Annotated in this window: 23 protein-coding genes and 2 pseudogenes; 14 read left to right on the top strand and 11 right to left on the bottom strand. The window is 52.7% G+C overall.

What is annotated here, in order from left to right; translation table 11 throughout:
• From DFR77_RS01000 to dcd, 7 genes and pseudogenes are all read left to right on the top strand, one after another.
• Positions 1 to 120, top strand: a pseudogene (locus DFR77_RS01000) (peptidase C39); the annotation flags it as partial.
• A gap of 127 nt (positions 121 to 247) precedes the next feature.
• Positions 248 to 1543, top strand: coding sequence for a histidine--tRNA ligase (gene hisS, locus DFR77_RS00995; protein ID WP_003696863.1), 1296 nt, complete (start codon positions 248 to 250; stop codon positions 1541 to 1543).
• Positions 1544 to 2173, top strand: a complete 630-nt coding sequence (locus tag DFR77_RS00990) for a YfgM family protein (protein ID WP_003690875.1) — start codon at positions 1544 to 1546, stop codon at positions 2171 to 2173.
• 149 nt (positions 2174 to 2322) lie between these two features.
• On the top strand, positions 2323 to 3780 hold the full coding sequence (gene der, locus DFR77_RS00985) for a ribosome biogenesis GTPase Der (RefSeq protein WP_010357432.1): 1458 nt from the start codon (positions 2323 to 2325) through the stop codon (positions 3778 to 3780).
• 30 nt (positions 3781 to 3810) lie between these two features.
• Positions 3811 to 4710 carry a recombination-associated protein RdgC gene (locus DFR77_RS00980; protein ID WP_003687870.1) on the top strand — a complete coding sequence of 300 codons (900 nt, stop codon included), beginning with the start codon at positions 3811 to 3813 and terminating at the stop codon, positions 4708 to 4710.
• A gap of 51 nt (positions 4711 to 4761) precedes the next feature.
• Positions 4762 to 5179 (top strand): annotated as a pseudogene (locus DFR77_RS00975) (hypothetical protein).
• 66 nt (positions 5180 to 5245) lie between these two features.
• Positions 5246 to 5812: a dCTP deaminase gene (dcd, locus tag DFR77_RS00970; protein ID WP_003687863.1), complete on the top strand. Its 567-nt coding sequence runs from the start codon at positions 5246 to 5248 to the stop codon at positions 5810 to 5812.
• A 65-nt stretch (positions 5813 to 5877) separates the two neighbouring features.
• Here dcd and DFR77_RS00965 read toward each other — a convergent pair whose 3' ends face one another.
• A complete protein-coding gene (locus tag DFR77_RS00965) occupies positions 5878 to 6582 on the bottom strand; it encodes an SIMPL domain-containing protein (RefSeq protein WP_003692807.1) in 705 nt (234 codons plus the stop codon).
• A 131-nt stretch (positions 6583 to 6713) separates the two neighbouring features.
• On the opposite strand from DFR77_RS00965, the gene DFR77_RS14620 reads away from it, so the two are divergent.
• From DFR77_RS14620 to DFR77_RS00945, 4 genes are read left to right on the top strand one after another with little or no spacing between them, the layout of a single operon-like run.
• Positions 6714 to 7016, top strand: a complete 303-nt coding sequence (locus DFR77_RS14620; protein WP_003694948.1) for a hypothetical protein — start codon at positions 6714 to 6716, stop codon at positions 7014 to 7016.
• Positions 6941 to 7336: a glycosyltransferase gene (locus DFR77_RS14615; RefSeq protein ID WP_020996794.1), complete on the top strand. Its 396-nt coding sequence runs from the start codon at positions 6941 to 6943 to the stop codon at positions 7334 to 7336. The genes DFR77_RS14620 and DFR77_RS14615 overlap by 76 nt, the downstream gene beginning before the upstream one ends.
• 27 nt (positions 7337 to 7363) lie before the next feature.
• Complete coding sequence (locus tag DFR77_RS14610; protein WP_010357421.1) at positions 7364 to 7921, top strand: glycosyltransferase; 558 nt, start codon at positions 7364 to 7366, stop codon at positions 7919 to 7921.
• A 25-nt stretch (positions 7922 to 7946) separates the two neighbouring features.
• Entirely contained in the window at positions 7947 to 8900 is a 954-nt protein-coding gene (locus DFR77_RS00945) for a PhoH family protein (RefSeq protein WP_003690870.1), read from the top strand.
• A 104-nt stretch (positions 8901 to 9004) separates the two neighbouring features.
• Here the strand turns inward: DFR77_RS00945 and DFR77_RS00940 are convergent, their stop codons facing one another.
• The 5 genes from DFR77_RS00940 to yjgA all read right to left on the bottom strand — a co-directional run bounded on the left by DFR77_RS00940 (position 9005) and on the right by yjgA (position 14253).
• The gene (locus tag DFR77_RS00940) at positions 9005 to 9328 is read right to left on the bottom strand and encodes a hypothetical protein (RefSeq protein WP_003687855.1); all 324 of its coding nucleotides are present in this window, start codon (positions 9326 to 9328) and stop codon (positions 9005 to 9007) included.
• A 172-nt stretch (positions 9329 to 9500) separates the two neighbouring features.
• A complete protein-coding gene (locus DFR77_RS00935) occupies positions 9501 to 10859 on the bottom strand; it encodes a polynucleotide adenylyltransferase PcnB (protein ID WP_003692805.1) in 1359 nt (452 codons plus the stop codon).
• A 357-nt stretch (positions 10860 to 11216) separates the two neighbouring features.
• Positions 11217 to 12917, bottom strand: a complete 1701-nt coding sequence (gene recJ, locus DFR77_RS00925) for a single-stranded-DNA-specific exonuclease RecJ (RefSeq protein WP_003687851.1) — start codon at positions 12915 to 12917, stop codon at positions 11217 to 11219.
• 51 nt (positions 12918 to 12968) lie between these two features.
• On the bottom strand, positions 12969 to 13700 hold the full coding sequence (locus DFR77_RS00920) for a hypothetical protein (protein WP_003696856.1): 732 nt from the start codon (positions 13698 to 13700) through the stop codon (positions 12969 to 12971).
• Positions 13701 to 13746: 46 nt separating this feature from the next.
• Complete coding sequence (yjgA, locus tag DFR77_RS00915; protein ID WP_025455780.1) at positions 13747 to 14253, bottom strand: ribosome biogenesis factor YjgA; 507 nt, start codon at positions 14251 to 14253, stop codon at positions 13747 to 13749.
• A gap of 153 nt (positions 14254 to 14406) precedes the next feature.
• Here yjgA and pmbA point away from each other — a divergent pair, with 153 nt between their 5' ends.
• Positions 14407 to 15738: a metalloprotease PmbA gene (pmbA, locus tag DFR77_RS00910; protein ID WP_003687847.1), complete on the top strand. Its 1332-nt coding sequence runs from the start codon at positions 14407 to 14409 to the stop codon at positions 15736 to 15738.
• Positions 15739 to 16036: 298 nt separating this feature from the next.
• Here the strand turns inward: pmbA and DFR77_RS00905 are convergent, their stop codons facing one another.
• On the bottom strand, positions 16037 to 16240 hold the full coding sequence (locus tag DFR77_RS00905) for a cold-shock protein (protein WP_002217533.1): 204 nt from the start codon (positions 16238 to 16240) through the stop codon (positions 16037 to 16039).
• Positions 16241 to 16484: 244 nt separating this feature from the next.
• Between DFR77_RS00905 and clpS the strand changes: the two genes are divergently transcribed.
• Together clpS and clpA are read left to right on the top strand one after the other, a co-directional pair.
• A complete protein-coding gene (clpS, locus tag DFR77_RS00900) occupies positions 16485 to 16787 on the top strand; it encodes an ATP-dependent Clp protease adapter ClpS (protein WP_010951037.1) in 303 nt (100 codons plus the stop codon).
• A gap of 1 nt (position 16788) precedes the next feature.
• On the top strand, positions 16789 to 19080 hold the full coding sequence (clpA, locus tag DFR77_RS00895) for an ATP-dependent Clp protease ATP-binding subunit ClpA (RefSeq protein WP_003694941.1): 2292 nt from the start codon (positions 16789 to 16791) through the stop codon (positions 19078 to 19080).
• A gap of 39 nt (positions 19081 to 19119) precedes the next feature.
• Here clpA and DFR77_RS00890 read toward each other — a convergent pair whose 3' ends face one another.
• The 4 genes from DFR77_RS00890 to dinD form a co-directional block, all read right to left on the bottom strand.
• Entirely contained in the window at positions 19120 to 22218 is a 3099-nt protein-coding gene (locus tag DFR77_RS00890) for a type I restriction endonuclease subunit R (RefSeq protein WP_003692800.1), read from the bottom strand.
• A gap of 231 nt (positions 22219 to 22449) precedes the next feature.
• Complete coding sequence (locus tag DFR77_RS00880) at positions 22450 to 23019, bottom strand: restriction endonuclease subunit S (RefSeq protein ID WP_225577397.1); 570 nt, start codon at positions 23017 to 23019, stop codon at positions 22450 to 22452.
• Between the two features lie 29 nt (positions 23020 to 23048).
• Positions 23049 to 23672: a restriction endonuclease subunit S gene (locus DFR77_RS00875; RefSeq protein WP_010357374.1), complete on the bottom strand. Its 624-nt coding sequence runs from the start codon at positions 23670 to 23672 to the stop codon at positions 23049 to 23051.
• Positions 23673 to 23838: 166 nt separating this feature from the next.
• Positions 23839 to 24690 carry a DNA damage-inducible protein D gene (dinD, locus tag DFR77_RS00870; RefSeq protein ID WP_003687842.1) on the bottom strand — a complete coding sequence of 284 codons (852 nt, stop codon included), beginning with the start codon at positions 24688 to 24690 and terminating at the stop codon, positions 23839 to 23841.
• Between the last annotated feature and the right edge of the window lie 43 nt (positions 24691 to 24733).

The raw sequence follows: 24733 nt of genomic DNA, 5'->3' as shown, positions 1-24733 counted from the left end.
ATTTTGGCGGTCGTGCCGAAAAAAGCGGAGGCGATTTCAAATAAATTGTTTTTCACACATCATCCCAAGCGGCAGACGGAGTTTGCAGTCGGACAAATCAGGCAAGGGCGCGCAGAGTAAGTCAAATGCCGTCTGAAAACTGTTTCAGACGGCATTTTTACCCGTCCGCAAACCATCTCCATCCTCACAAGCCCTTAAAAATCCGCTATAATCGCCCGCAATTTGATTTCAGCACCCCCTTTTTGAAATGGCACAAAAAATCCAATCCGTCAAAGGCATGAACGACCTTCTGCCTGTCGGGCAAAAAGATTTCAAACTCACGGCTGTGTTTTGGCAGGCGTTTGAGGATACGGTAAACCGTTGGACGCGAGCTTACGGTTATCAGCAAATCCGTACGCCGATTGTCGAGCAAACCGGTTTGTTTGTCCGCTCCATCGGCGAGGAAACCGATGTAGTCGGCAAGGAAATGTACACCTTCTCCGATTCAAACGATTCTTTGAGTTTGAGCCTGCGTCCCGAAGGTACGGCCTCTTGTCTGCGTGCGGTGGTCGAACACAACCTTCTGTACAACAGCCCGCAAAAGCTGTGGTATATGGGGCCGATGTTCCGCCGCGAGCGTCCGCAAAAAGGACGCTACCGCCAATTTCATCAGGTCGGTATCGAGGCTTTGGGTTTTGAAGGGCCGGATATTGATGCGGAAATCATCGCAATGTCTGCCGACTTGTGGGAAAAATTGGGTATTCGCGAATACCTGACTTTGGAAATCAACAGCTTGGGCAACCGTGAGGAACGCGCGGCACACCGTGCGGCATTGGTTGAATATCTGACCCGCTATGAAGCGCAACTGGACGAAGACAGCAAACGCCGTCTGAAAACCAATCCTTTGCGCGTTTTGGATACGAAAAACCCTGATTTGCAGGAAATCTGCAATGCCGCGCCGCGTTTGGTAGATTACTTGGGCGAGGCTTCGCAAAACCACTATGCACGCTTCAAGGCGATGTTGGACGGTTTGGGTATTCAATATATTGAAAATTCGCGCTTGGTTCGCGGTTTGGATTATTACAATCAGACGGTTTTTGAGTGGACGACCGACAAACTCGGCGCGCAGGCGACTGTGTGCGGCGGCGGACGTTACGACGGTTTGATTGAAGAACTCGGCGGCAAGCCTGCGCCGTCCATCGGCTTTGCGATGGGCATCGAACGGCTGCTGCTTTTGGTGAGCGAATACGGTTCGCTGGAAGTGAACGCCGCGCCTGATGTCTATGCAATGCACCAAGGCGAAGGGGCGGACTTGCAGGTGATGAAATACGCACAAGCCTTGCGCGCGCAAGGTTTCAATGTAATACAGCATTCCGGCTATCAAAGCCTGAAGGCGCAAATGAAAAAAGCCGACAACAGCGGCGCGCGCTTTGCCCTGATTGTCGCGCAAGACGAACTGGCGGACGGTACCGTTACGCTCAAAGACATGAACGGCGCACACGGTCAGCAAACCGTTTCCGCCACCGACTTGACAGATACTTTACAACAATGGAAGAACGCATAAATGGCAGCCCATCTCGAAGAACAACAAGAGTTAGACAACTTTAAATATTTTTGGAAAACCACGGGCAAATGGCTGTTTGCCCTGCTGATTTTGGCGGCACTCGGCTACTTGGGATACACGGTTTACCAAAACCGTGCGGCTTCCCAAAATCAGGAAGCGGCGGCGGTGCTGGCAAACATCGTGGAAAAGGCGCAAAACAAAGCCCCGCAAAGCGAAATCAATGCCGAACTGTCCAAACTCCAACAAAGCTACCCCCATTCCATTTCCGCCGCCCAAGCCACGCTGATGGCGGCGGCAACCGAATTTGACGCGCAGCGTTACGATGTTGCCGAAGGTCATTTGAAATGGGTGTTGTCCAACCAAAAAGACAGCCTGATTCAGGCGTTGGCGGCGCAGCGTCTGGGCGTTGTGTTGTTGCAACAAAAAAAATACGATGCCGCGCTTGCCGCACTCGACACGCCGGTTGAGGCGGACTTCGCCCCCCTGCTGATGGAAACTAAAGGCGATGTTTATGCCGCACAGGAAAAAAGCCAGGAAGCCTTAAAAAACTACGGACAGGCTTTGGAAAAAATGCCTCAAGATTCTGTCGGTCGCGAATTGCTTCAAATGAAACTCGATTCGCTGAAATAAATACCGTCTGAAATGCCGCTCTCTCTTCAGACGGCATTTCAGACAACCCCATCCTACGGCAATTCCCGTAAAACCATCCGCCGTGTCCCAACGGACACCTGCTCGTGTTCAGTTCTACCGAACGGCACTTGACACAGAAAGACCCAATCATGAAACCAACCATCGCGCTTATCGGCCGCCCCAACGTCGGCAAATCTACCTTGTTCAACCGTTTGACGCGCACCAAAGACGCGCTCGTGCATGACCTGCCGGGTCTGACCCGCGACCGCCATTACGGACACGGCAAAGTCGGCAGCAAACCTTATTTTGTCATCGATACCGGCGGTTTCGAGCCGGTTGTGGACAGCGGCATTTTGCACGAAATGGCAAAACAAACCTTGCAGGCTGTCGATGAAGCCGATGCGGTTGTGTTTTTGGTGGACGGCCGTACCGGTTTAACACCGCAAGACAAGATTATTGCCGACCGTTTGCGCCAAAGTCCGCGTCCCGTTTATTTGGCCGTGAATAAAGGCGAGGGCGGCGACAGGGCCGTACTTGCCGCCGAGTTTTACGAGCTGGCATTGGGCGAGCCGCACGTTATTTCCGGCGCGCACGGCGACGGCGTGTATTACCTGATTGAAGAAATTTTAGAAAACTTCCCCGAGCCTGAAGCCGAAGAAGCCGATGCAAAACATCCCGTTTTTGCCGTTATCGGTCGTCCGAACGTCGGCAAATCTACGCTGGTTAACGCCATTCTCGGCGAAAAACGCGTCATCGCCTTCGATATGGCAGGCACAACGCGCGACAGCATCCACATCGATTTCGAGCGCGAAGGCAAACCGTTTACCATCATCGATACCGCAGGCGTGCGCCGTCGCGGCAAAGTGGATGAAGCGGTGGAAAAGTTCTCCGTTATCAAAGCCATGCAGGCGGTTGAAGCGGCAAACGTTGCTGTTTTGGTATTGGACGCGCAACAGGACATTGCCGACCAAGATGCGACGATTGCCGGTTTTGCTTTGGAAGCGGGACGCGCGCTGGTAGTTGCCGTCAACAAATGGGACGGCATCAGCGAAGAGCGGCGCGAACAAGTGAAACGCGACATTTCCCGCAAACTGTATTTCCTCGATTTTGCCAAGTTCCACTTTATTTCCGCGTTGAAAGAGCGCGGTATAGACGGTTTGTTTGAAAGCATTCAAGCTGCCTACAACGCGGCGATGATTAAGATGCCGACGCCGAAAATCACGCGCGTATTGCAAACCGCCGTCGGACGCCAACAGCCGCCGCGTGCCGGCTTGGTGCGTCCGAAAATGCGTTATGCCCACCAAGGCGGCATGAATCCGCCGGTGATTGTGGTACACGGCAATTCGCTGCACGCGATTTCCGACAGCTATACGCGCTATCTGACCCAGACCTTCCGCAAAGCCTTCAACCTGCAAGGCACGCCGTTGCGGATTCAATACAATGTTTCGGAAAACCCGTATGAAAATGCGGAAGACAAACCGAAGAAAAAACCGCTGCGCCGCGTCAGCCTGAGCAACCGTATTGAGAAACGCGAAGGCCGAAAGGAAGAGAAAAACCGCTTCAAGAAGAAAACCAAAGTCAGTGTGAAAAAACAATTCAGCAAATAATTCCCGACATTTCAAACAATAGGAAACATTATGTGGTTCAAGCAGATTAGTTTTTATCCGCTCAACAAAGAAAAGCTGCCTGAGGCGGACGTACTTGCCGACAAACTTGCTGAAGCTGAATTTACCCATTGCCAAGGTTTGGACTGGTTCAGCGAAGGCTTTACCGCACCGGTTTCTTTTTCGCCCGAACTCGTTTTCCCTGCCGACTTTACCTTGCGCGTCGCCCTGAAAAAAGAGGAAAAAGTCCTGCCTGCCGGCGTCATCCGCGATATTTTGGAAGAGAAGGTAGCGGAAATCCAAAACAATGAAGCCCGCAATGTCGGTCGCAAAGAAAAACAAGAGCTTAAAGAGCAAATTACAGACGACCTGCTGCCCCGAGCGTTTACCCGCAGCAGCCGTACAGAAGCGGTGTTTAACACCCGCCACGGCTACCTGCTCGTCAATAACGCGGCTTCCGCCAAAGCGGAAAACATCCTGACCAAGCTGCGCGAAGCTTTGGGCGGTTTGGAAGCCTCGCTGCCGAATACCAAACAATCGCCCTCTTCCCTGATGACCGGCTGGCTGTTGCAAGGGCATTGCGAAGGCGGTTTTGAATTAGACAGCGATTGCGAACTCAAAGGTACGGGCGATATTGTTCCCGTCGTCAAAGTATCCAAACAAGACTTAACCGCCGACGAAGTGGTTCAACACGTCAAAAACGGTAAAACCGTTACCCGGCTCGGTTTGGTTTGGCGCGAACAAATCGCCTTTATCCTCACTCAAGACTTCACACTCAAGCGCATCCAATACCTCGACGTATTGCAGGAAGAAGCCGAAAGCAACGGCGACGATGCCGCCGGCCTTGCCTTCGCCTCGCAAATCCTGATGGCGGAATCCGTCAGCACCATGTTGGAAGAGCTGGTTTCCTATTTGGGCGGCTGGCAAGATTGATTTTTCAGACGGCTTTTATACCGTCAGCCAAAATCCAATGGAATAACCCTTATGCTTAAACATCTCGCATTCCTACTGCCCGCCATGATGTTCGCCCTCCCCGCCCAGACCGCCGTCCTAAGCCCCTATCAGGAAACCGGCTGCACCTACGAAGGCGGGATCGGAAAAGACGGGCTTCCTTCAGGCAAAGGCATATGGCGTTGCCGGGATGGGCGCGGTTATACCGGTTCATTCAAAAACGGCAAATTCGACGGGCAAGGCGTTTATACCGTTGCCGCCGGCCGCGAAGTATTTCTCGAGCCGTTCAATTCCGACAGTACCAAATTCCGCAATATGGCATTGTCGGGCACGTTCAAACAAGGCTTGGCACACGGCAGGTTCGCCGCCTCGCAAAACGGCGAAACCCTCTTTTATTATGAAATGCGAACACGGCATGATTAAAGAAGTGAAACTGCCCAAAAACAAATAACCCCCCGTTTTTCAAACAGCATCCCCCAATGCTTTATCCGAACACCGCAAAAAACAAGGAAACCCCATGAGCATCAAGTCCGACAAATGGATACGCCGAATGAGCGAAGAATTCGGCATGATTGATCCCTTCGAGCCGAACCAAATCAAAGAAGCCGACGGACAGCGCATCATCTCCTACGGTACGTCCAGCTACGGCTACGATATCCGCTGCGCCAATGAATTTAAAATTTTTACCAACATCAACAGCACCATCGTCGATCCCAAAAACTTCGACCCGAAAAATTTCGTTACCGTCGAAGACGACTGCTGCATCATCCCGCCCAATTCCTTCGCACTGGCGCGCACGGTCGAATATTTCCGCATTCCGCGCAACGTCCTGACCGTCTGTTTGGGCAAATCCACCTACGCCCGCTGCGGCATCATCGTCAACGTTACCCCGTTCGAGCCGGAATGGGAAGGCTACGTTACCCTCGAGTTTTCCAACACCACCCCCCTGCCCGCCAAAATCTACGCAGGCGAAGGCGTGGCGCAAGTCCTCTTCTTCGAGAGCGACGAAGTGTGTGAAACTTCATACAAAGACCGCAACGGCAAATACATGGGACAAACCGGCGTAACCCTGCCCAAAGCCTGAAATACAAAATGCCGTCTGAACCCTTATCGTCGGGTTTCAGACGGCATCTACCTATTTATCCGTGGTTAGAACTGAACCGTCCCATTGATGCTGATGCTGATTTCCTCCACACCCGGTGCGGCTGAATCCGTACCCTTCATATTGACGCTTGCCGCCATCGGCATCGCGCGCAGCATTTTTGCCCGAACAGCCCCATCGCCCGCAATATGGCTGCCGATTTGCCCAAAATTCAATTTGACGATTTTATAACCGGACGCACCCAGAACGCCCGCCAGTTTTTCGGCACGCGCCTTGAAACGCAAAACGGCATCCTTGCTGACCTGATCGATGACCTCGTTTCGGCGTTCGCGCGACACGCTGAAATCGGTATCTTCAAGCGAAGCATCCGTCTGAACATCAGCAATAAAACGGTTTAAAGCATCAAAATCCCTGCCCTCCGCCTTAAATTCCGCACGCTCCTCCCAGCCTGTTTGAATGCGTCTGCCGTTGGTATATTGATAGCGCGGCATCGCACTGCGCGATACCAATTCGGTTTTAAAGCTACCATTTTTCGATTTTCTGGTGAAATTGTTGAATTTTTTAACAAACTCGGCATTGACGGCATTTTTGTCCCGTCCTTCCGCCGCCACCTGGAAACGCGCGGACATTGTATCCTGAGCCACCTCGATACCCGCCGATTCGGAAAATTCGACAATATTGTAATTCAATGCCTCAGCCGCCGCCGGAAAAGATACCGCCAGCAGGGAAGCCGCCAAAATAGAACGCAGCATATCCGTATCCTTACTTGAAAAACCGCCAATCTAACATATAGGTACGCTAAATTGCGTTAGCATAAGACAACAATTTAAATATTCGATCGGTCTGCCTTATAATAACCGTCTTTCCGATACTGAATCATATTATGTCCGAACCGTTGCACGTCCTCGTCATCCCCTTATGGTATCCACGATCCGAACAGGATGTGGACGGAATATTTTTCCAAAATCAAGCACAGGCCCTCCAACGCAAAGGCATCAAAACCGCCATCCTCGCCCCCATGTTCCGTTATCTGCGGAAAGAAACAGCAAGCATCCTGACCGGTCCTTACGGTTTTGCCCGATACCGGCAAAGCGGTTTGGACATCTACGCATGGCGCAGCATGTATTTCTTCCCCGCTTTCCGTTTATCGACATCGACCGCATCCGCTGGGTGCGCGCCGGTTTGAAAGCCTTCAAACACTACATCCGCGAAAACGGACTGCCCGACCTGATTCACGCCCACTGCATGAACTATGCAGGCATACTTGCCCAAAAAATTTCCGAAAAATACGGCATTCCCTACGTTTTAACCGAACACAGCAGCACCATCACGCGCGGTCTGATCCGTCACCACCAATGGCAGCCGATGGAAAAAGCAGCGGCGCCCGCCTCCGCACGTCTCGCCGTCAGCCGCCATTTCGCACACGTCCTGCAACACAAATACGGCTGCGAATGGCAGTACCTCCCCAACATACCGGGTGGAATATTCAAGCAAACATTTGAATAAAAAGAAAAAAATAACAAACCGCATTTCGTGTTCTGCACCGTCTCGCACCTTCGCCGCCTCAAAGGACACGATGTCCTGCTCACTGCTTTTGCCCGGGCGTTGGCACAATGCCCGCAACTGCGCCTGAACATCGGCGGCAGCGGACAGGAAGAACAGCGGCTGAAACAGCAGGCGGCAGACTTGGGCATCGCCCATGCCGTTACATTTTTAGGCGCACTGCAACCCGAAGCAATCTTGGATTTGATGAGGAACAGCGACGCCTTCATCCTCGCCAGCCGCACCGAAACCTTCGGCGTGGTCTATATCGAAGCCCTCTCGCAAGGGTTGCCCGTCATCGCCATACATTGCGGCGGCGCGGAATCCATCGTTTCAGACGGCAACGGATACCTCGTTTCCGTTGACGATGCCGATGTCCTAGCCCTTCTCAAAATATATGAACACCATGCCGATTTTTCCGCCGAACAGCTCAGAACCGACTGCCTCGCAACATTCGGCGAAGATGCCGTTATCGGCAGACTGATTGCCGTATTCCGTCAGGCGGCGCGGAACACGGCGCGAAAACGCCCGAAAAATAGATTAAAATGACGCAAAACAACCTTCGGATTCAAATATGACCCATACCGTCCACCTGCACTTGGAAGAAACCGACAACCCGACGCTGCAACGCCTGTGCGGTTCTTTCGACAGCAACCTCGATTCGCTCGCCAAAGCACTCGACATCCATATCAGCCGCCGTTTTGAACATTTCACTTTCAACGGTGCATTTGCACACGCCGGCAAACGCGCACTGCTCAAACTCTTGGAAACGGCGCAGACGCGCGACCTAAACGACAGCATCATCCGCCTTGCCGCCGTCGAAACCCAAACCGAAGATGCCGGGCATCAGGAAAAAAATCACGAACACGCCTATTATTTCCGAACCAAGCGCGGCAGCATAGGCGGCAGAACGCCACGGCAGAACGGCTATATCCGCGCCCTGCTCGACCACGACATCGTATTCGGTCTCGGGCCGGCAGGTACGGGCAAAACCTATCTCGCCGTCGCCGCCGCCGTCGATGCGATGGAAAAACACCAAGTCGAACGCATCATTTTAGTGCGGCCTGCCGTCGAAGCCGGTGAGAAACTGGGCTTCCTGCCCGGAGACCTGACCCAAAAAGTCGATCCCTACCTCCGTCCGCTTTATGATGCCCTCTATGACCTGATGGGCTTTGACCGTGTAACCAAGCTGATTGAAAAAGGCCTGATTGAAATCACCCCGCTCGCCTATATGCGCGGCAGGACGCTCAACGGCGCATACATCATCCTCGACGAAGCGCAAAACACCACGCCCGAACAAATGAAAATGTTCCTGACCCGCATCGGCTTCGGCGCGAAAGCCGTCATTACCGGCGACACCAGCCAAATCGACCTGCCCAAAAACATCAAATCGGGATTGAAAGACGCACGTGAGAAACTGCACGGCGTGGCAGGACTGTATTTCCATACCTTCACCGGCGAAGACGTTGTCCGGCATCCTCTGGTGCAAAAAATCGTCGAAGCCTACGAATCGGCAGAACACGACTGACACTCCAATGCCGTCTGAAACCCGATGCATGGAAAATCGGGCAGAGAAAAACAGAGACGGAAGCCAAGCTCCGTATCCGTTTCTTTATCCGTCCAACCGATACATCAATCGAATTTTCTGCATCGGATTGCCTCATCTCCGCAAAACATTGCCGAAGTTTCGCGGTTGCACGCCTGACGCACTTTCTGCCGCGCCACGCCTTCATTCCGATCGCTTGCCTCAAACGTCTTCTGAAAAGGCGTAACGCTGCATACATACATGGTGGAATTTGAACCGAAAAGGTCGATTTTGACGGTATTGCCGCCGCTTTCCAATACGGCGACACGGTGTTCCAACTGCGCCAGACGTGCTTCCAAATCGCTGATTCTGTCGGCAAATGCAGGCATGGCGGCACACGCGGTCAAAATGCCCAAAATACATTTTTTCATCAATTTTTCCTTGTTGCTTGAACCCTGCCCACCCGGACATCCTTTTTCCGGGCGGCAGGGTCAGACTTTATTTGCAGGGATGAAGCCCCTTACAAATCAGAATAATACATGAATCGGCACTTTATGCTTCATCCTATGTGTTGAAACTTCATTGTTCCTTGTCTGTTGACCGTTATTCCCAATCCGTTCCCACAACCTTCGGCTTGGGTTTGCGCCTGCGACGGCGGCGTTTTTTCTCCTGTCCTTCGTTTTTTTCGTGCCGGGCGGCGGCCTCGTTTTTGGTCATTTCCGTCCGCTGTTCCGCCGATGCCGTCTGAAACGCCGTCCACCACTCGGCAAGTGCGCGGTCCGCATTGCCGGTTTCGGCGCGCAAGAGCAGGAAATCATAGGCGGCACGGAAACGCGCCTGTGCAAACAGTTTGTGCGGACGTGCGCCTTTGCGGTTTTCAAACTGCGGCTGGAACATCCAAATTTCACGCATCGTGGCGGAAAAGCGTTGCGGCACGCCCCAACCGCGTTCGACGGTTTCGCGCATCGTATTGATTGCATCGGACAGGGCGGGCGTAGGTTTCAAACCCTGTTGCAGATTGCTTTTCCAATGGCGGTCCAACTCTGGCCACATCAGGGCCGCCAGTACGAAACCGACCGAAACCGATTTGTCGGCACGCAGCCGCTCATCGGTATTTTTCAGGGCAAGCGCCGTCATTTTTCCGGCGATGCCGTCTGAAACGCGCAAAGCATTGAGCAGCGGATGGATGTCCGGTATGTCAAATCCGTTCAAACGTTTCAGACACTCGCGCGCGTGCCCTGAAAACAGCAGTTTCATGATTTCGTCGAACAGCCTTGCCACAGGTTCGTGCTTCAGACGGCATATCGATTCGGCAATCGGTGCGGCGGTTTCTTCCGACAGCTCAAAGCCCAATTTGCCCGACAGGCGGATGGCGCGCAAAATCCTGACAGGGTCTTCCTGATAGCGTTCGGCGGCATTACCAATCATAACCAGCCTGCGGGCGGCAACATCGGCAATCCCGTTGTGGAAATCCAAAATCTCTTCTTTTTCAGGATCGTAATACAAGGCATTGCAGGTAAAATCGCGCCGCATCGCATCTTCTTCGATGCTGCCGTAGGTGTTGTCCTTCATGATTCTGCCGTGCGCGTTCTGATGAACCTTCGCACCGCCGCGAAACGTCGTTACTTCGATAATCTCCGCACCGTTCATCACATGGACAATCTGAAAACGCCTGCCGATGATGCGGCTGCGGCGGAAGAGTTTGTGCACCTGTTCGGGCGTGGCATCAGTTGCGACATCGAAATCTTTGGGTTCGATGCCGAGCAGCAGGTCTCTGACCGCACCGCCGACCACATAAGCCTGAAACCCCGCCCCTTTCAGGCGGCGTATGACGTTTTCGGCGGCAAAGCTCAACATTTCGGCACGGATGTTGTGTCTTTCGGCAGGAATGACCGTTTTACTTTCCGCTTTTTTACTGCTCCGACCGGAAGGCAGCATCTTATTCAACCATTTTTTCAGCATAAATATTCTGACCCGAAGAGCGGCATCTCCACGGGCAACCGTGTTCAGACTGCATCAGGCGGTACGATTCCGCAAGATGCCGAAAACCATAAGCAAAAGGCGTAGAAACTACGCCGTCCGAATCACGCCGCCCTCGCGGCGGCAACGCGTCATTATAACAGATTGCCCCTTAAAAAATCAGACCCTGCTTTTGTGGCGGAGTCTGAAATTTGATGCACCTTATATATTGCGTCCCTAAGAAGGGATGATTAACAAAAATTAACGCCCTTTACTTTCTTTTCCGATTGGGAACATTCCCGTCGTACAAACAAGCAAATGAAGGAACAGAAATCACATTCAAACGGCGTTCCGCCGCCTCTACGCCGCTTCCCAGTAGTCGATATAAAGCTGCAATTCGAGGTTGTCGCGCCATTCGTTGGCAACGGGGCGGTACACCGTGCGGATGTATTCGGGAATGTCTTCGCTGCAACGCCAGAACATCGCTTCAAATTCGCAGCCGTCTTTTTGCAACCACGCTTTTTTGTGTTTGCCTTCCGCGCCCAAAGGCTGCTGGCGAACGACGTGGAACTCGTCGGTAAAGCTCGGCGGCGCAAAGCCCTGCCCCCAAACGTGGCAGGCGAGGTTTTGCGCCTGTTCCAACGTGATGTCGCAGGCGGGCAGGCTGCCGTCAGTAATATAGGTTTGCGACAAATCGTCTTCGCACACCATCTCACGCACGGCTTCTTCAAAGGCCGTCTGAAACGCGGGAATATTGTGTTCAAGTATGCTTAAACCCGCCGCCATCGCGTGTCCGCCGAATTTCAAAATCAAATCGGGATGGCGTTTGGACACCAAGTCCAAAGCATCGCGCAAGTGCAGATTGGGAATGGAGCGTCCCGAACCGCGCACTTCGCCGTTGTCCGCCGGCGCAAACACGATGGTCGGACGGTAAAAACGGTCTTTGAGGCGGCTGGCAACAATGCCGACCACGCCTTGATGGAAGTCGTCGCGATACGCCACCAAAGTCGTCTGACCTGAAGGCAGGGTTTCGGGAAAGGCGTTCAACGCGTCTCGCAGCATAGACTGCTCGATTTCGCGGCGTTCGATATTGAGGTTGTTTAACCGAGCCGCCAGTTCCTGCGCTTCGGAATCATCTCGCGCCAACAGGCAGGCGATGCCGACCGACATATCGTCCAGCCGTCCGGCGGCGTTGATGCGCGGGCCCAACGCAAAGCCCATATCAAACGGCTGAGCCTTGCGCCAATCGCGCCGCGCCACTTCAAACAAGGCGCGGATGCCGGGGCGCATTTTGCCCGAACGCATCCGTTTCAAACCTTGCGACACGAGGATGCGGTTGTTGTGGTCGAGGGGGACGACATCGGCGACGGTACCGAGTGCGACCAAATCCAAAAGGCCGCCCAGATTCGGCTCTTTGATGCCGTCTGAAAAATAATTGCGGCGGCGCAGTTCGGCACGCAACGCCGTCAACACATAAAAAATCACGCCCACGCCCGCCAAGCTTTTGCTTGGAAAACCGCAGCCTTTTTGGTTCGGATTGACGATGATGCAGTCGGGTACGGTATCGGCTGGCAAATGGTGGTCGGTAACGATGACATCCAAACCCAGAGCCTGCGCGCGCGCCACGCCTGCAATACTGGCAATGCCGTTATCCACCGTAATCAGCAAATCCACGCCTTGCGCGGCGGCGATTTCGGCGAGTTCGGGCGTTAAGCCATAGCCGTGCTCAAAGCGGTTGGGCACGAGGAAATCCACTTTCGCGCCCATCGCCGCCAAACCGTCCAAACCGACGGCGCACGCGGTCGCGCCGTCGGCATCATAGTCGGCGACAATCAGGATTTTTTCCTTGCGTTCAACCGCATCCGCCAAACGGCCGGCGGCGGCTTCGCAATTCGTCAGCGATTGATAAGGCAGGAGGGAAGCGAGTTTGTCGTCCAACTCGGCAGGACTTTGCACACCGCGCGAGGCACAAAGCCGGGCGATTAAAGGATCGGCGCCGGCGGCGAGCAAATGATTGAAAACGTCGGTATTGACGGGGCGGGTTTGGATTTTGACTGACATAGCGCGGGGTTTTACAGTGCGGGTGTGCTTGAAATGCCGTCTGAAGGCTTTTCAGACGGCATTGCCGTTCATTTGTCTGAGGAATTCGCGGCTGCAATCAGAGCCATAGGCAAGACCAGCACCGCGGCCGCCGCATCCAATATCAACAAGGGGGGCGTATACTAAGATATTTCCAAACAGCTTGGATTTGTCGGTATGTTTTTCAGTAACCGTATAATAAATATCGGCGGGCACACTTTGCTCAAAATGATAATCGGCGTTCAGTTTTTGCGGTGTGGCGTAGTATTTGCCTTTGGCGGATACGCAGCGCGTGTAAATGGTCCGATTGTCGAGTTTGACCGCTTTAAACTCAAGCTGTTTCAGCTTGGCGATGTCGTCAGGTCTGTCGGTATCATAGCGCAGGCAAAGACCTCCGGTACTGAAATTCTGGCTGCCGGGCGCTTCGAATTTGACCGGCAGGGCTTGGTGGCGGGCATAGCTCGGGGTATCCTCAACTATTTGGAAGGGCTTGTCCAACCCGGCCTTCAAAAGGCCCGTCAGCTTCGCCGAATCTTCGGGATTGACGGCGAACCAGTATTTCCCGCCCATCATCACCAGGCTGCCCTTTTCCAATTGGGCATTGTCTTCGGCAACCACACCGAAGGCGCGGATTTGGTCTTTGTCAACGTGTTTGCGGGTAATTGTTTGGCTGACCGGGTTGTTCATCCCCCGCAACATCATCGTACAGCCGTTCAGTATCAAGGTTGCCGCCAAAACGGCGGCGGTCGTTTTACGGAACAACATTTTATCTTCCAATCTAAATAACGGCGGATGCCGTCTGAAAATATGCCTAAATTTCCGCGCCCCCGTTTTCCATCACGGTTTTCAATTCTTGAAACAGGGCGCGGAAGTTTTTCGGCGGTTTGTCCTGTTCCTGTTCTTTTTTGGTGTTGCGGACGAGCGTCCTCAGCCTGCCCGCGTCGGCGTTTGGAAAATCGGACATAAACTGCGTCAGCGCGCCCTCGTCTGCCAACAACCGTACACGCGCCTGTTCCACGCGTTGCAAAAAGGCGTTGTGCGCCGCATCGTCGCCGCGCAGCTTGGCAAGGAACGCCTCGATGGGCGCGGGATCGGTATCGCGCATCAGACGTCCGATAAATTGCGCCTGACGTTTGAGCGCGCCGTTGGACGTAATTTTTTTATAGGTAACGACGGCCTCGTACAAATCTTCATCCAAACCGATTTTTTTCAGCGTGTCGTTTGAGAGCCTGGTCAGTTCCATACCCAAATCCTGCAAACCGTTCATCTGCTTTTTCATTTGGGTTTTGCTGATCCACTCGTCTTCTTGTTCAAACATCTTGATTCTCGAATTTTTTCCAATAGCGTATTTTAACAGAATGCCGCCGCGTTCAGACGGCTTTTTGCACCGCACGCCCTGCAAGCGGCACGCTTTTGCCCCTGCCGCCCGAAACGGTTAAAATGCCGCAACGCTCCACCAAGAAAGATTGTTATGCTGTTCAACCACACCGCTTCCGAACTCCTCGACCTCTGCCGCCGCACGCTCGACTTGGCAAAAGCAGCGGGCGCGACCGCCGCCGAAGCCGACTTCAGCGAATCGCTCGGACAAAGCGTCAGCGTGCGCTTGGGCGAAATCGAACAAATCGAGTTCCAGCAGGACAAATCGCTGGACATTACCGTTTACGTCGGCAAACGCAAAGGCCGCGCCGGCACCGCCGACTTCTCCGAACAAGCCCTGCGCGACACCGTCCGCGCCGCCGCCGACATCGCCCGCCACACCGCCGAAGACGGTTGCGCCGGACTTGCCGACCCCGAGTTGATGGCGCAACACATCGGCGACCCCGACCTTTACCACGAATGGGATTTGGATACGGAAGCCGCCGTCGGCTTGGCAAAACAATGCGAACAGGCAGCGTTGGACACGGACAGCCGCATCGAAAACTCCGAAGGCGCGGCGGTGCAAACCGGACACTACCAATACGTTTACGGCAACACCCACGGTTTTGCCGCACACCGGCAAAGCACGCACCACAGCATTTCCTGCAGCGTCGTTGCCGCCGACGAAAACGGAATGCAGCGCGACTACTGGTACGATTCCGCCTGCCGCCATCCGGATATGGACAGCCCCGAAACCATCGGTCAAACCGCCGCCCGCCGCACTTTGCGCCGACTCGGCAGCCGCAGCATCCCGACAGGCAGCTACCCCGTCCTCTTCGATACCACCGTTTCGGGCGGGCTGATCGGACACCTCGTCGGCACACTCTCCGGCGGCGCGCTCTACCGCCAAAGCAGTTTCCTGATCGACAGCATCGGCAAAAAAGTCCTGCCCGATTTCCTCAACCTGCGCGAAGAACCGCACATCCCCCGCTCTTTCCGCAGCAGCTATTTTGATGCGGAAGGTGTTGCCACCGCGCCGCGCTTCGTGATTCAAAACGGCATTGTCGAAGGCTATTTCCTCGGCAGTTACAGCGCGCGCAAACTCGGAATGCAGACCACGGGCAACGCCGGCGGCGCGCACAACCTGTATTTGAACCATACGCACGAAACGCAATCCGACCTGCTGAAAGAAATGGGCACGGGATTGCTGGTAACCGAATTGATGGGACAGGGTGCGAACACCATCACCGGCGACTATTCGCGCGGCGCGGCGGGTTTTTGGGTGGAAAACGGCGTGATTGCCTACCCCGTCCACGAGATTACCGTTGCCGGACGCTTGCAGGATATGTACCGCGACATCGTCGGCGTGGCGGATGACGCTTTGCGGCGTTCGTCCAACAAAATCGGTTCGATTCTGATTGCGGGGATGACGGTTGCCGGAAGCTGAACGCCCTGCCGATGCCGTCTGAAGACGAAGGCGGCGCGTTTTGCCCCGTGCCTGCCCGTTTGCCGTTTTATGCCGCACCGCCTTTTACCGGCGACATTGCACATTTTTTTCATCAGCACTGATTTTCCCTTATCCGTCAAAATACTAAGCCACTTGCCCACAACAGGGTACACACAAGTTCAGGATAAGGCGGGCGGGGATTGGGGACTTTTCCGCCATCGGCAAAACGGCAGACAAAAACGGCGGGACATTGCCTGTCCCGCCGTTTTCAAATATACATTTGACCGTACATCAGGAATTAAGCTGCCTGAATGTTGGCGGCCTGTTTGCCTTTAGGGCCGGTGGTTACGTCGAAAGAGACGCGTTGGCCTTCTTTCAGGGTTTTGAAACCTTCCATATTGATCGCTGAGAAGTGTGCGAACAAATCTTCGCCGCCTTCGTCAGGAGTGATGAAACCAAAACCTTTAGCGTCGTTAAACCATTTTACGATACCGGTTGCCATTAGAAACTTCCTATACTTAAAAATTAACAAAATCAGCAAAATAAGGCATACAGCAAACTTAAACGTTCAGCGTTTCTACCCAGCTTTATATACTTGGTCGAGTGCCGACTTTTGCTTAACCGTCTTTTTACATTTGTTAAGACAAAACGTCAAGCTATGTTTTCAAAAAAGTGGGAAAATAGGCGAAAGTACCGAAAATACAACAAAAATGCCGTCTGAACGCGGCTTTCAAATGGGACACGCTATGACCGCGCAACACCAATCCGACACGCTTTTGCACCGCCTGAACACCCTGCCGCCGAAACGTTACGGCGTATTTTTATTGAACGACGATTACACCACGATGGAATTTGTCGTTGAAATCCTGACCGAAATCTTTATGCTCGGGCAGGAACAGGCGGTAGCGGTAATGCTCTCGGTTCATCACGAAGGCAAAGGCCTGTGCGGCACTTACACGCGCGATATCGCCCAAACCAAACAGCAACAAGTCATGCAGCGGGCAAAAGCCGAAGGACATCCGCTGCAATGTATTGTCGAGGAGATTTAATATGCTTGCCCCTGAATTGGAACAGATTTTGCAGCAGCTTTACCGCGAGGCGCGTAAGGCTCATTATGAATTTATCAGCCTCGAGCATCTGCTTTTGGTACTCATCGAAGAAGATGCCGCCGTGCCGAACGTCTTAAAACTCTGCGGTGCGGATTTAAAAGCGGTGTCCGAACAACTCGCCGCCAGCGTTGCCGAAAACACCCCCCTGATTCCCGACCACCTTTTAGACACGGTCGAAACCCGGCCCACGCTCGGCTTCCAACGCGTCATCCAGCGGGCGATGGTGCATACCCAATCGGCAGGCAAAGGCTTGGCCGAGCCTTTGGACGTTTTGGTCGCGCTGATGAGCGAAACCGACAGCCACGCCGTCTATTTCCTCAAGCTGCAATCGGTTACGCGTTTTGAAGTTTTGCGCTGTATTGCCCACGGCTCTCCCGATGAAGATGAAGACGATGGCAACTATTTTTCAGACGGCATGGACGACGATAATGAGAACCGCACCAAACCGGGCAAAAACCCTTTATCGGCGTACACCGTCAACCTCAACGCCGAAGTCAAAGCCGGCCGTATCGATCCTTTGATTGGTCGCAAACACGAAATGGAACGGCTGGTGCAAATCCTGTGCCGCCGCCGCAAAAACAATCCGCTTTTGGTCGGCGAAGCAGGCGTGGGCAAAACCGCGCTGGCGGACGGTTTGGCACATCAAATCGTCAACGACGACATTCCCGACGCGCTCAAAGAGGCCGAAGTGTACGCGCTGGATATGGGTTCGCTTTTGGCGGGCACAAAATACCGCGGCGACTTTGAAGCGCGGGTCAAATCCGTCTTGAAACAGCTCGAAAAAATCCCGCACGCCATTTTATTCATCGACGAAATCCACACCATCATCGGCGCGGGCAGCACCGGCGGCGGCACGATGGACGCGTCCAACCTGCTCAAACCCGCATTGGCGAAAGGTTCATTGCGCTGTATCGGCGCAACCACTTACGACGAATACCGTACTATTTTTGACAAAGACCACGCCCTAAGCCGCCGCTTCCAGAAAATCGACGTGGTCGAACCCACCGTTGCCGAAACCGTTCAAATCCTGCGCGGCTTGAAACCGATGTTCGAAGCCTTCCACCAAGTCCGCTACACGCAAGGCGCACTCGAAGCCGCCGCCGAACTCTCCGCCCGCTACATCAACGAGCGCTTCCTGCCCGACAAAGCCATCGACGTAATGGACGAAGCAGGCGCGGCGCAACGGATTCTGCCCAAATCCAAACAGAAAAAAGTCATCGGCAAAGCGCAAATCGAAACCGTCATCGCCAAAGTCGCGCGGATTCCCGAAAAGACCGTGTCGCACGACGACAAACAAGTGTTGCAATTCCTCGGCCGCGATTTGAACAATATGGTTTACGGGCAGGAAGACGCCATCGACGCGCTGGTTTCCGCCGTCAAAATGTCGCGTTCGGGCTTGGGGCTGCCCGACAAACCGATAGGCAGCTTCCTCTTCTCCGGCCCTACCGGCGTCGGCAAAACCGAAGTCGCCAAACAGCTTGCCTACTCAATGGGCGTACCGCTGCAACGCTTTGATATGTCCGAATACATGGAACGCCACGCCGTATCGCGACTCATCGGCGCGCCACCGGGCTACGTCGGCTTTGAACAAGGCGGCCTTTTGACCGAAGCCGTCAACAAGCAGCCTCATTGCGTGTTGCTCTTGGACGAAATCGAAAAAGCCCATCCAGATATTTTCAACGTCCTCCTGCAAGTCATGGACGCAGGCAAACTGACCGATAACAACGGTAAGAGCGCCGATTTCCGCAACGTCATCCTGATCATGACCACCAACGCAGGCGCAGAAAGCCTCAGCCGACCCAGCCTAGGCTTTACCGCCAAACGCGAGCGCGGCGACGAAATGCAGGCAATCAACAAACTCTTCACGCCCGAGTTCCGCAACCGCTTGGACGCGATCATCCCGTTTGCACCTTTGTCCGAACCCATCATCGTCAAAGTCGTGGACAAATTCCTGCTCCAGCTCGAACACCGGCTCCTCGACAAAAAAGTCGAAGCCGAATTCACACCGGCATTGCGTAAATACTTGGCAGAAAAAGGTTTCGACCCGCAAATGGGCGCGCGCCCGATGCACCGCCTGATTCAGGAAAAAATCCGCAAACCGCTCGCCGACGAACTCCTGTTCGGCAAACTCGCCGACGGCGGCTTTGTGCGGATAGACTGGGATGCGGCGAAAGAAGAAGCCGTATTGAAGTTTAAGAAAAGCAAGGTCAAAATAAAAACCGCCTCCGCATAAAATCAAAAATGCCGTCTGAAAGGTTCAGACGGCATTTTGTCAAATATCGGCCCCTATTCCGGCAAACTTCTCCACAAACGCCGCGATTTTTTGGAAGACGCTTTGTTTCTTCGTCAGATATTGCGGGTTGAGCGGACTCATTTTCGGCAGGGTTTCGGTCAGTTCCGTGCCGTTTTCGCTGGCATAGCCGCGTTTGAGCGAGCCGGTCAAATAGCGTTTGGCGGCGGTTTCGTTCAGGCCTTCGGCGGCAATCAATCCTGCCGCTTCGTGCCGCATCACCTCTTGCGCGTAGGTGTAGAAGGTTTCCAGTATGGCGGGAACGTCGGGCACTTTGTCCAAATCCGTATCGTTGATGAAATCCACAATCAGGCCCTCTTTGGCGCGGTGGCCGATGCTGGCGCGGATGATGCGGCGGATTTCTTCCACCAGCTCCGCTTTGCCTTTGATTTTTTTGTGATGCTCGAAAACCAGTTGCAGGATGTAATCCAGATTGATTTCCTGCGATTTGAGCAAATCCACCTCAAAAACCACATCGTCCCAGTCGATTTTTGACTGTTCTTTCTGTTCGCCTGCTTTTTGGCGGCGCAGCCAGTCTCGGATGTCGTTATAGGCGGAACGGTAGTCCTGCACCGCCCTTTCAGACGGCATCGGCACTTTCCGCATTTCCTGCACGTCTTCGTCGCTCAGGTAGTATTTTTCCTGAAACGCCTTCATCGCATCTTCGTCCGCCGCGTCCACATTCTGCAATTCGCGCAGCGCGGCAAATTCATCGTAGTTCTGCAATACGTTTTCCGCCCGCAGGTATTCGCCGAAGAGTTTGGCAAAATCTTTTTTGTCTTTTTCCGTTTCGATTTTGTCGGGATCGGGGAAACGCTCGTGCAATTCTTTTGCTACATCCAGATAACCGCGCCGTGCTTCGCCGGTCTGGCTGTCGGTATAGCCGTTCATGTATTCTTCGTAGCTTTTTTCCAGCACTATATTTTTGGTGTTTTTGTCGCCGAAGAGCGTGATCGCATCAATGGTTGCCTGCTCCAAGTCGCGGAAGCAGACAATGTTGCCGAAGGTTTTGGTAGCATCGTAAATGCGGTTGGTGCGAGAAAACGCCTGCATCAGGCCGTGATAGCGCAGGTTTTTATCGACGAACAGCGTATTCAGCGTCGGTGCGTCAAAACCCGTCAAAAACATGCCGACCACAATCAGCAAGTCCACTTCCCGGTTTTTCACCCGTTTTGCCAAATCGCGGTAGTAGTTCTGAAAGGCTTTGCTGTCCGTGCCGAAATTGGTTTTGAAACAGGCGTTGTAATCGTTGATGGCAGCCTGCAAAAATTCTTTCGCGCTGCTGTCCATCGCTTCCGGTTCAAAGGTCTCGTCAACAATTTCACCGACGGCGTTTTGCTCTTCGTTGGCGGCAAAGGAAAAAATGGTGGCTGTTTTCAACGGGTGCAGGCTGCCTGCCTGTTGTGTTTTGAACGCTTCGTAATAGCACTTCGCCGCATCCACGCTGCTGACGGCAAACATGGCGTTGAAGCCTTTGCCGCCCGCATTCAAGCGGTGCGTTTTCTGCCTGAACCGGCTCAGGATATATTGCGTGATTTCGCGGATGCGTTCGGGGTGCAGCAGGGCTTGGCGGTTTTCGGCGGCACTCAGTTCCTTCTCGTCCTGTTCCGCTTCCACGGCTTTGAACTGCGGGCGCACATCGTTGTAATCCACTTTGAATTTCAATACTTTTTCATCGCGGATGGCATCGGTAATCACATAAGAATGCAGCTCCCGCCCGAACACGCCCGCCGTGGTTTCCGCGCCCAAAGCGTTTTCGGGAAAAATCGGCGTGCCGGTAAAGCCGAACTGGCAGAATTTTTTAAATTTCTTTTTCAGGTTTTTTTGCGCTTCGCCGAATTGCGAGCGGTGGCATTCGTCGAAAATAAATACAACCTGCCGGTGATAAACCGGCAGATTATCTTCACTTTTCATCAGGTTGTTCAGCTTTTGGATGGTGGTAACGATGATTTTGTTGCCGTCTTTTTCCAAATTGCGTTTCAAGCCCGCCGTACTTTCCGAGCCGTTTACGCTGTCGGGCGAAAAACGTTGGTATTCCTTCATCGTCTGATAGTCCAAATCCTTCCTGTCCACCACGAAGAAAACCTTGTCGATAAACGCCGATTCCGTCGCCAGACGCGCCGCCTTAAAGCCGGTCAGCGTTTTGCCGCTGCCCGTGGTATGCCAAACATAGCCGCCGCTTTCCGGCCCGCTCCAATTCTTCGCCTGCGCCGAGCTGTTGATTTTCCACAAAATGCGTTCGGCGGCGGCAATCTGGTACGGCCGCATAATCAGCAGCGTATCATTCGCATCGAACACGCTGTAATGCAGCAAAACGCTCAGCAATACGCTTTTTTGCAGGAACGTGGCGGTAAAGTCTTTCAAATCCTTAATCGGATGATTGTCCGACCGCGCCCAATTCATCGTGAAATCGAAGCTGTTTTTGTCGCGCTTGGTGGTGTTGGCGAAATAGCGCGTGTCCGTGCCGTTGGAAATCACGAAGATTTGCAGGAATTTGAACAGCGAATTTTCGCTGTTGAAGCTCTCTTTGCTGTAACGGTGCACCTGATTGAATGCCTCGCGCACCGCCACACCGCGCTTTTTCAATTCAATCTGCACCAGCGGCAGGCCGTTTACCAACACGGTAACGTCATAACGGTTTGCATGCGTGCCCGTCTGCTCAAACTGGTTGATAAGCTGCACATGGTTGCGGGCAAGGTTTTTCTTGTCCAGCAGATAAATGTTTTTCAGACGGCCGTCATCAAAAGCGAAATCGTAAATATGGTCGTCGTGGATTTTGCGGGTTTTATCGGTAATGTTTTCAGCCGGCCTGTCCAGATATTCCGTCAAAAACCGCGCCCATTCGCCGTCTGAAAACGCCACATCGTTCAGCCGCTGCAACTGGGCGCGCAGGTTTTCCAGCAGCCTGCTTTGGCTGTTCAAATCCTTGCGGTATTCGTACCCCTGATTTTGCAAATCGGCGATTAACTCCGCTTCCAACCGGTTTTCCGATTGGTAGCTGCCCGACTGTTCGATTTTTTCATATTGGTCGAGCACGATGAAATTCGGCGTTTCGGCGATGGGTTTGGTTTCGAGGTTCATGGGTCGTCCTTTGCGGTGTCGGGTTTTATAGTGAATTAAATTTAAACCGGTACTGCGTTGGCTCGCCTTAGCTCAAAGAGAACGATTCCCTAAGGCACCCAAGCACCAAGTGAATCGGTTCCGTACTATTTGTACTGTCTGCGGCTCGCCGCCTTGTCCTGATTTTTGTTAATTCACTATAAACGGTTTGATGTTCGGATTGGGCTGCCTGAAAAAGTGCAGGCTGCTTTTTCAGGCAGCCTTGGGGAAGGCAAGCAGCTGTTCGCGGTAATATTCGTATTGTTTGCGGCGCAGGGCGATTTCGTGCGGCAGGCCTTCGCTGACGGAGTGGGTCAGGGTATCGAATTTGCCTAGGATGGCGACGATTTTTTCCTGTTCGGGGAGCGGGGGGATGGGGATTTTATATTGCATAATCGCTGCTTTGCTGCCACGCGGCATTTTTGCACCTTTGGCGTGCTTCATATTAAAAGCAAAAAATTTATCATCGGCCAATACCTGATACAGATATTTTGGATTAACCTTTTCATCTGTTACCCGGATAACCAAAACATCACCGTTTGTTCCGCCCGTGCAGTCTGCCTGCCAGATTTTTTTCAAATACGGACGGATATTTCCAATCAAAATGTCATTGACAATATATTCTGTCATTTTTCCTTCGCTTGGAACATAACCGGATAACTTTTTACCTTCTCTATTTTGTAAGAGATTATCCACGCCAACGTAATTATGTTCGTTCAGTTTATCCGAACAAATACGGTTTTTTGAATATTCGGCAACCTCCCCCAACGTCTTCCAAACCACATTTTTCAGACGGCATTGATAGCCGTCAGCTATCCCCCCCCGATTTGATTGTCAAAATCTAAAAGTAAGTCGCGGTAATACCGGTATTGGCGTTTGCGCAGGGCTAATTCCGCTTCCAGCGTAGCTTCCAGCGTAGCTTCCAGCTCGGTGAATTTGTCAAGTATTTTTACAATTTTTTGTTGGGTTTCCAATGATGGGATGGGGATTTTATAGTTATCTGTATCTGGTGTTGCTATTTGTGGCATTTGCATTTTTGATCCGATATTACGAAAATAGTTTTCTTGTGTTTTTAAGAAATAATAAACATATTTTATATAAATATGTTTATTAACTGAATGATAAGACCACATTTCATTTTTATGCGAAAATGGTTTATCGTAATATTCGAATTCAATAATACCTCTTGATTTAACGATAATAGAAGGCTCTCTATGGATATCCTTATCAGGAACATCATCAAAGTCAACTAATGCAAAAGTTTTTCCTCCTGCAAAAATCTTTAACGGCGCATTATCTTTATGCATTTCTTTCATTTGTCCAGCAGTTATCTTAGTTCCTTTTGTACGAACTAAAACCTCCCCCAATGGCTTCCACTCCACCGGTGCCGTCTGAATCATCTCAATCAATTTTTTCGCTTTGCTTTGCATATCCATGGTTGTTTTCCGTTTCCTTCCCGCTGCGGCGGGATATGGGGCGGTTGCGGGGCGGGTTTCAGCCCGCTATGTCCGTTTGCCGTTGTTTCTGCGGGCTGAAGCCCGTCCTGCTTTCAGGCTGCCTGAAATCGTGTGCAGGCTGCTTTTTCAGGTAGCCTGAATGCGGTTATTTTTTGCCGTTTTGATGCTGTTCGGTTGCGGCAAGCCTTTTCTGTTCTTCGTTCTCAAGCTGTTTGATGCTTTTCTCGGGTACGGGCTGGTTTTCAGGCATGATGCCGCCCAGTTCTTCAATGGTTTGGCGCACTTTTTGTCCGACTTCGAAATGCACCCGGTTTGCCTGTGTTTTGCCTTGGATGTTTTTGCGGCGTAGTTTTTCTTCGGTTTGCGTGGCGCGAAACAGATTGGCAGCCGGTTCGCTGGCGTTCATGTGGTCTAGGATTCTCTGGCTTTTCTTCAAGCCTTTGCGGCTGTGTATGCCCTGCTTGTCCAGTCCTCCGTATAGCCCCCGATAGCCGTGGTTTTGGAAGACGGCGTACTCAACGGGTTTTTCTACGCCTGCATCCTTGGCTGCGGCGGCAAGGTCGGTATTGTGTTCGCGCAGCTGCCTGCGAAGCAGCAGGCGTTGTTTGTCTTCGCCCAAACTCCTGAATGCTGCCTCGTCTTGCAGCTCTTGGCGGCGGGCTTGCACGGCAAAGTAGGTTTGCCCTGCGGCAATGACGCTTTTGGACGGATCGCCGTTTTGCACAATCAGGTAGCAGGCATAGCGGGAAAGGCGGTAATCCGCCACTTCGCGCTGCCCGCCTTTCCCAAGGGCTATCATTTTGTTGGTTTCAACAAAATGATGATTTTTGTCATTTCCTGATGTTTCGCAAGCGGTTATGGCTTTATCAATGGCCCGTTGGAAATTGCGCCATTCGGAATATTCCAAGATTTGCTGCAAGGTGCGCGCCGACCAATATTCATTGCCTGTTTCGTCGATGTGTTTGGCGTTTTCAAAAGCGTTATTTTCTGTTGTCATGTATTTTCCCCGAAAATTTCTTGATTTGAACTTGTAAGGATTG

Source organism: Neisseria gonorrhoeae, from assembly GCF_003315235.1.
Taxonomy (GTDB): Bacteria; Pseudomonadota; Gammaproteobacteria; order Burkholderiales; family Neisseriaceae; genus Neisseria; species Neisseria gonorrhoeae.
The sequence above is the reverse complement of the archived record's forward strand: the minus strand, read 5'-3'. Positions and strand labels throughout refer to the sequence as shown.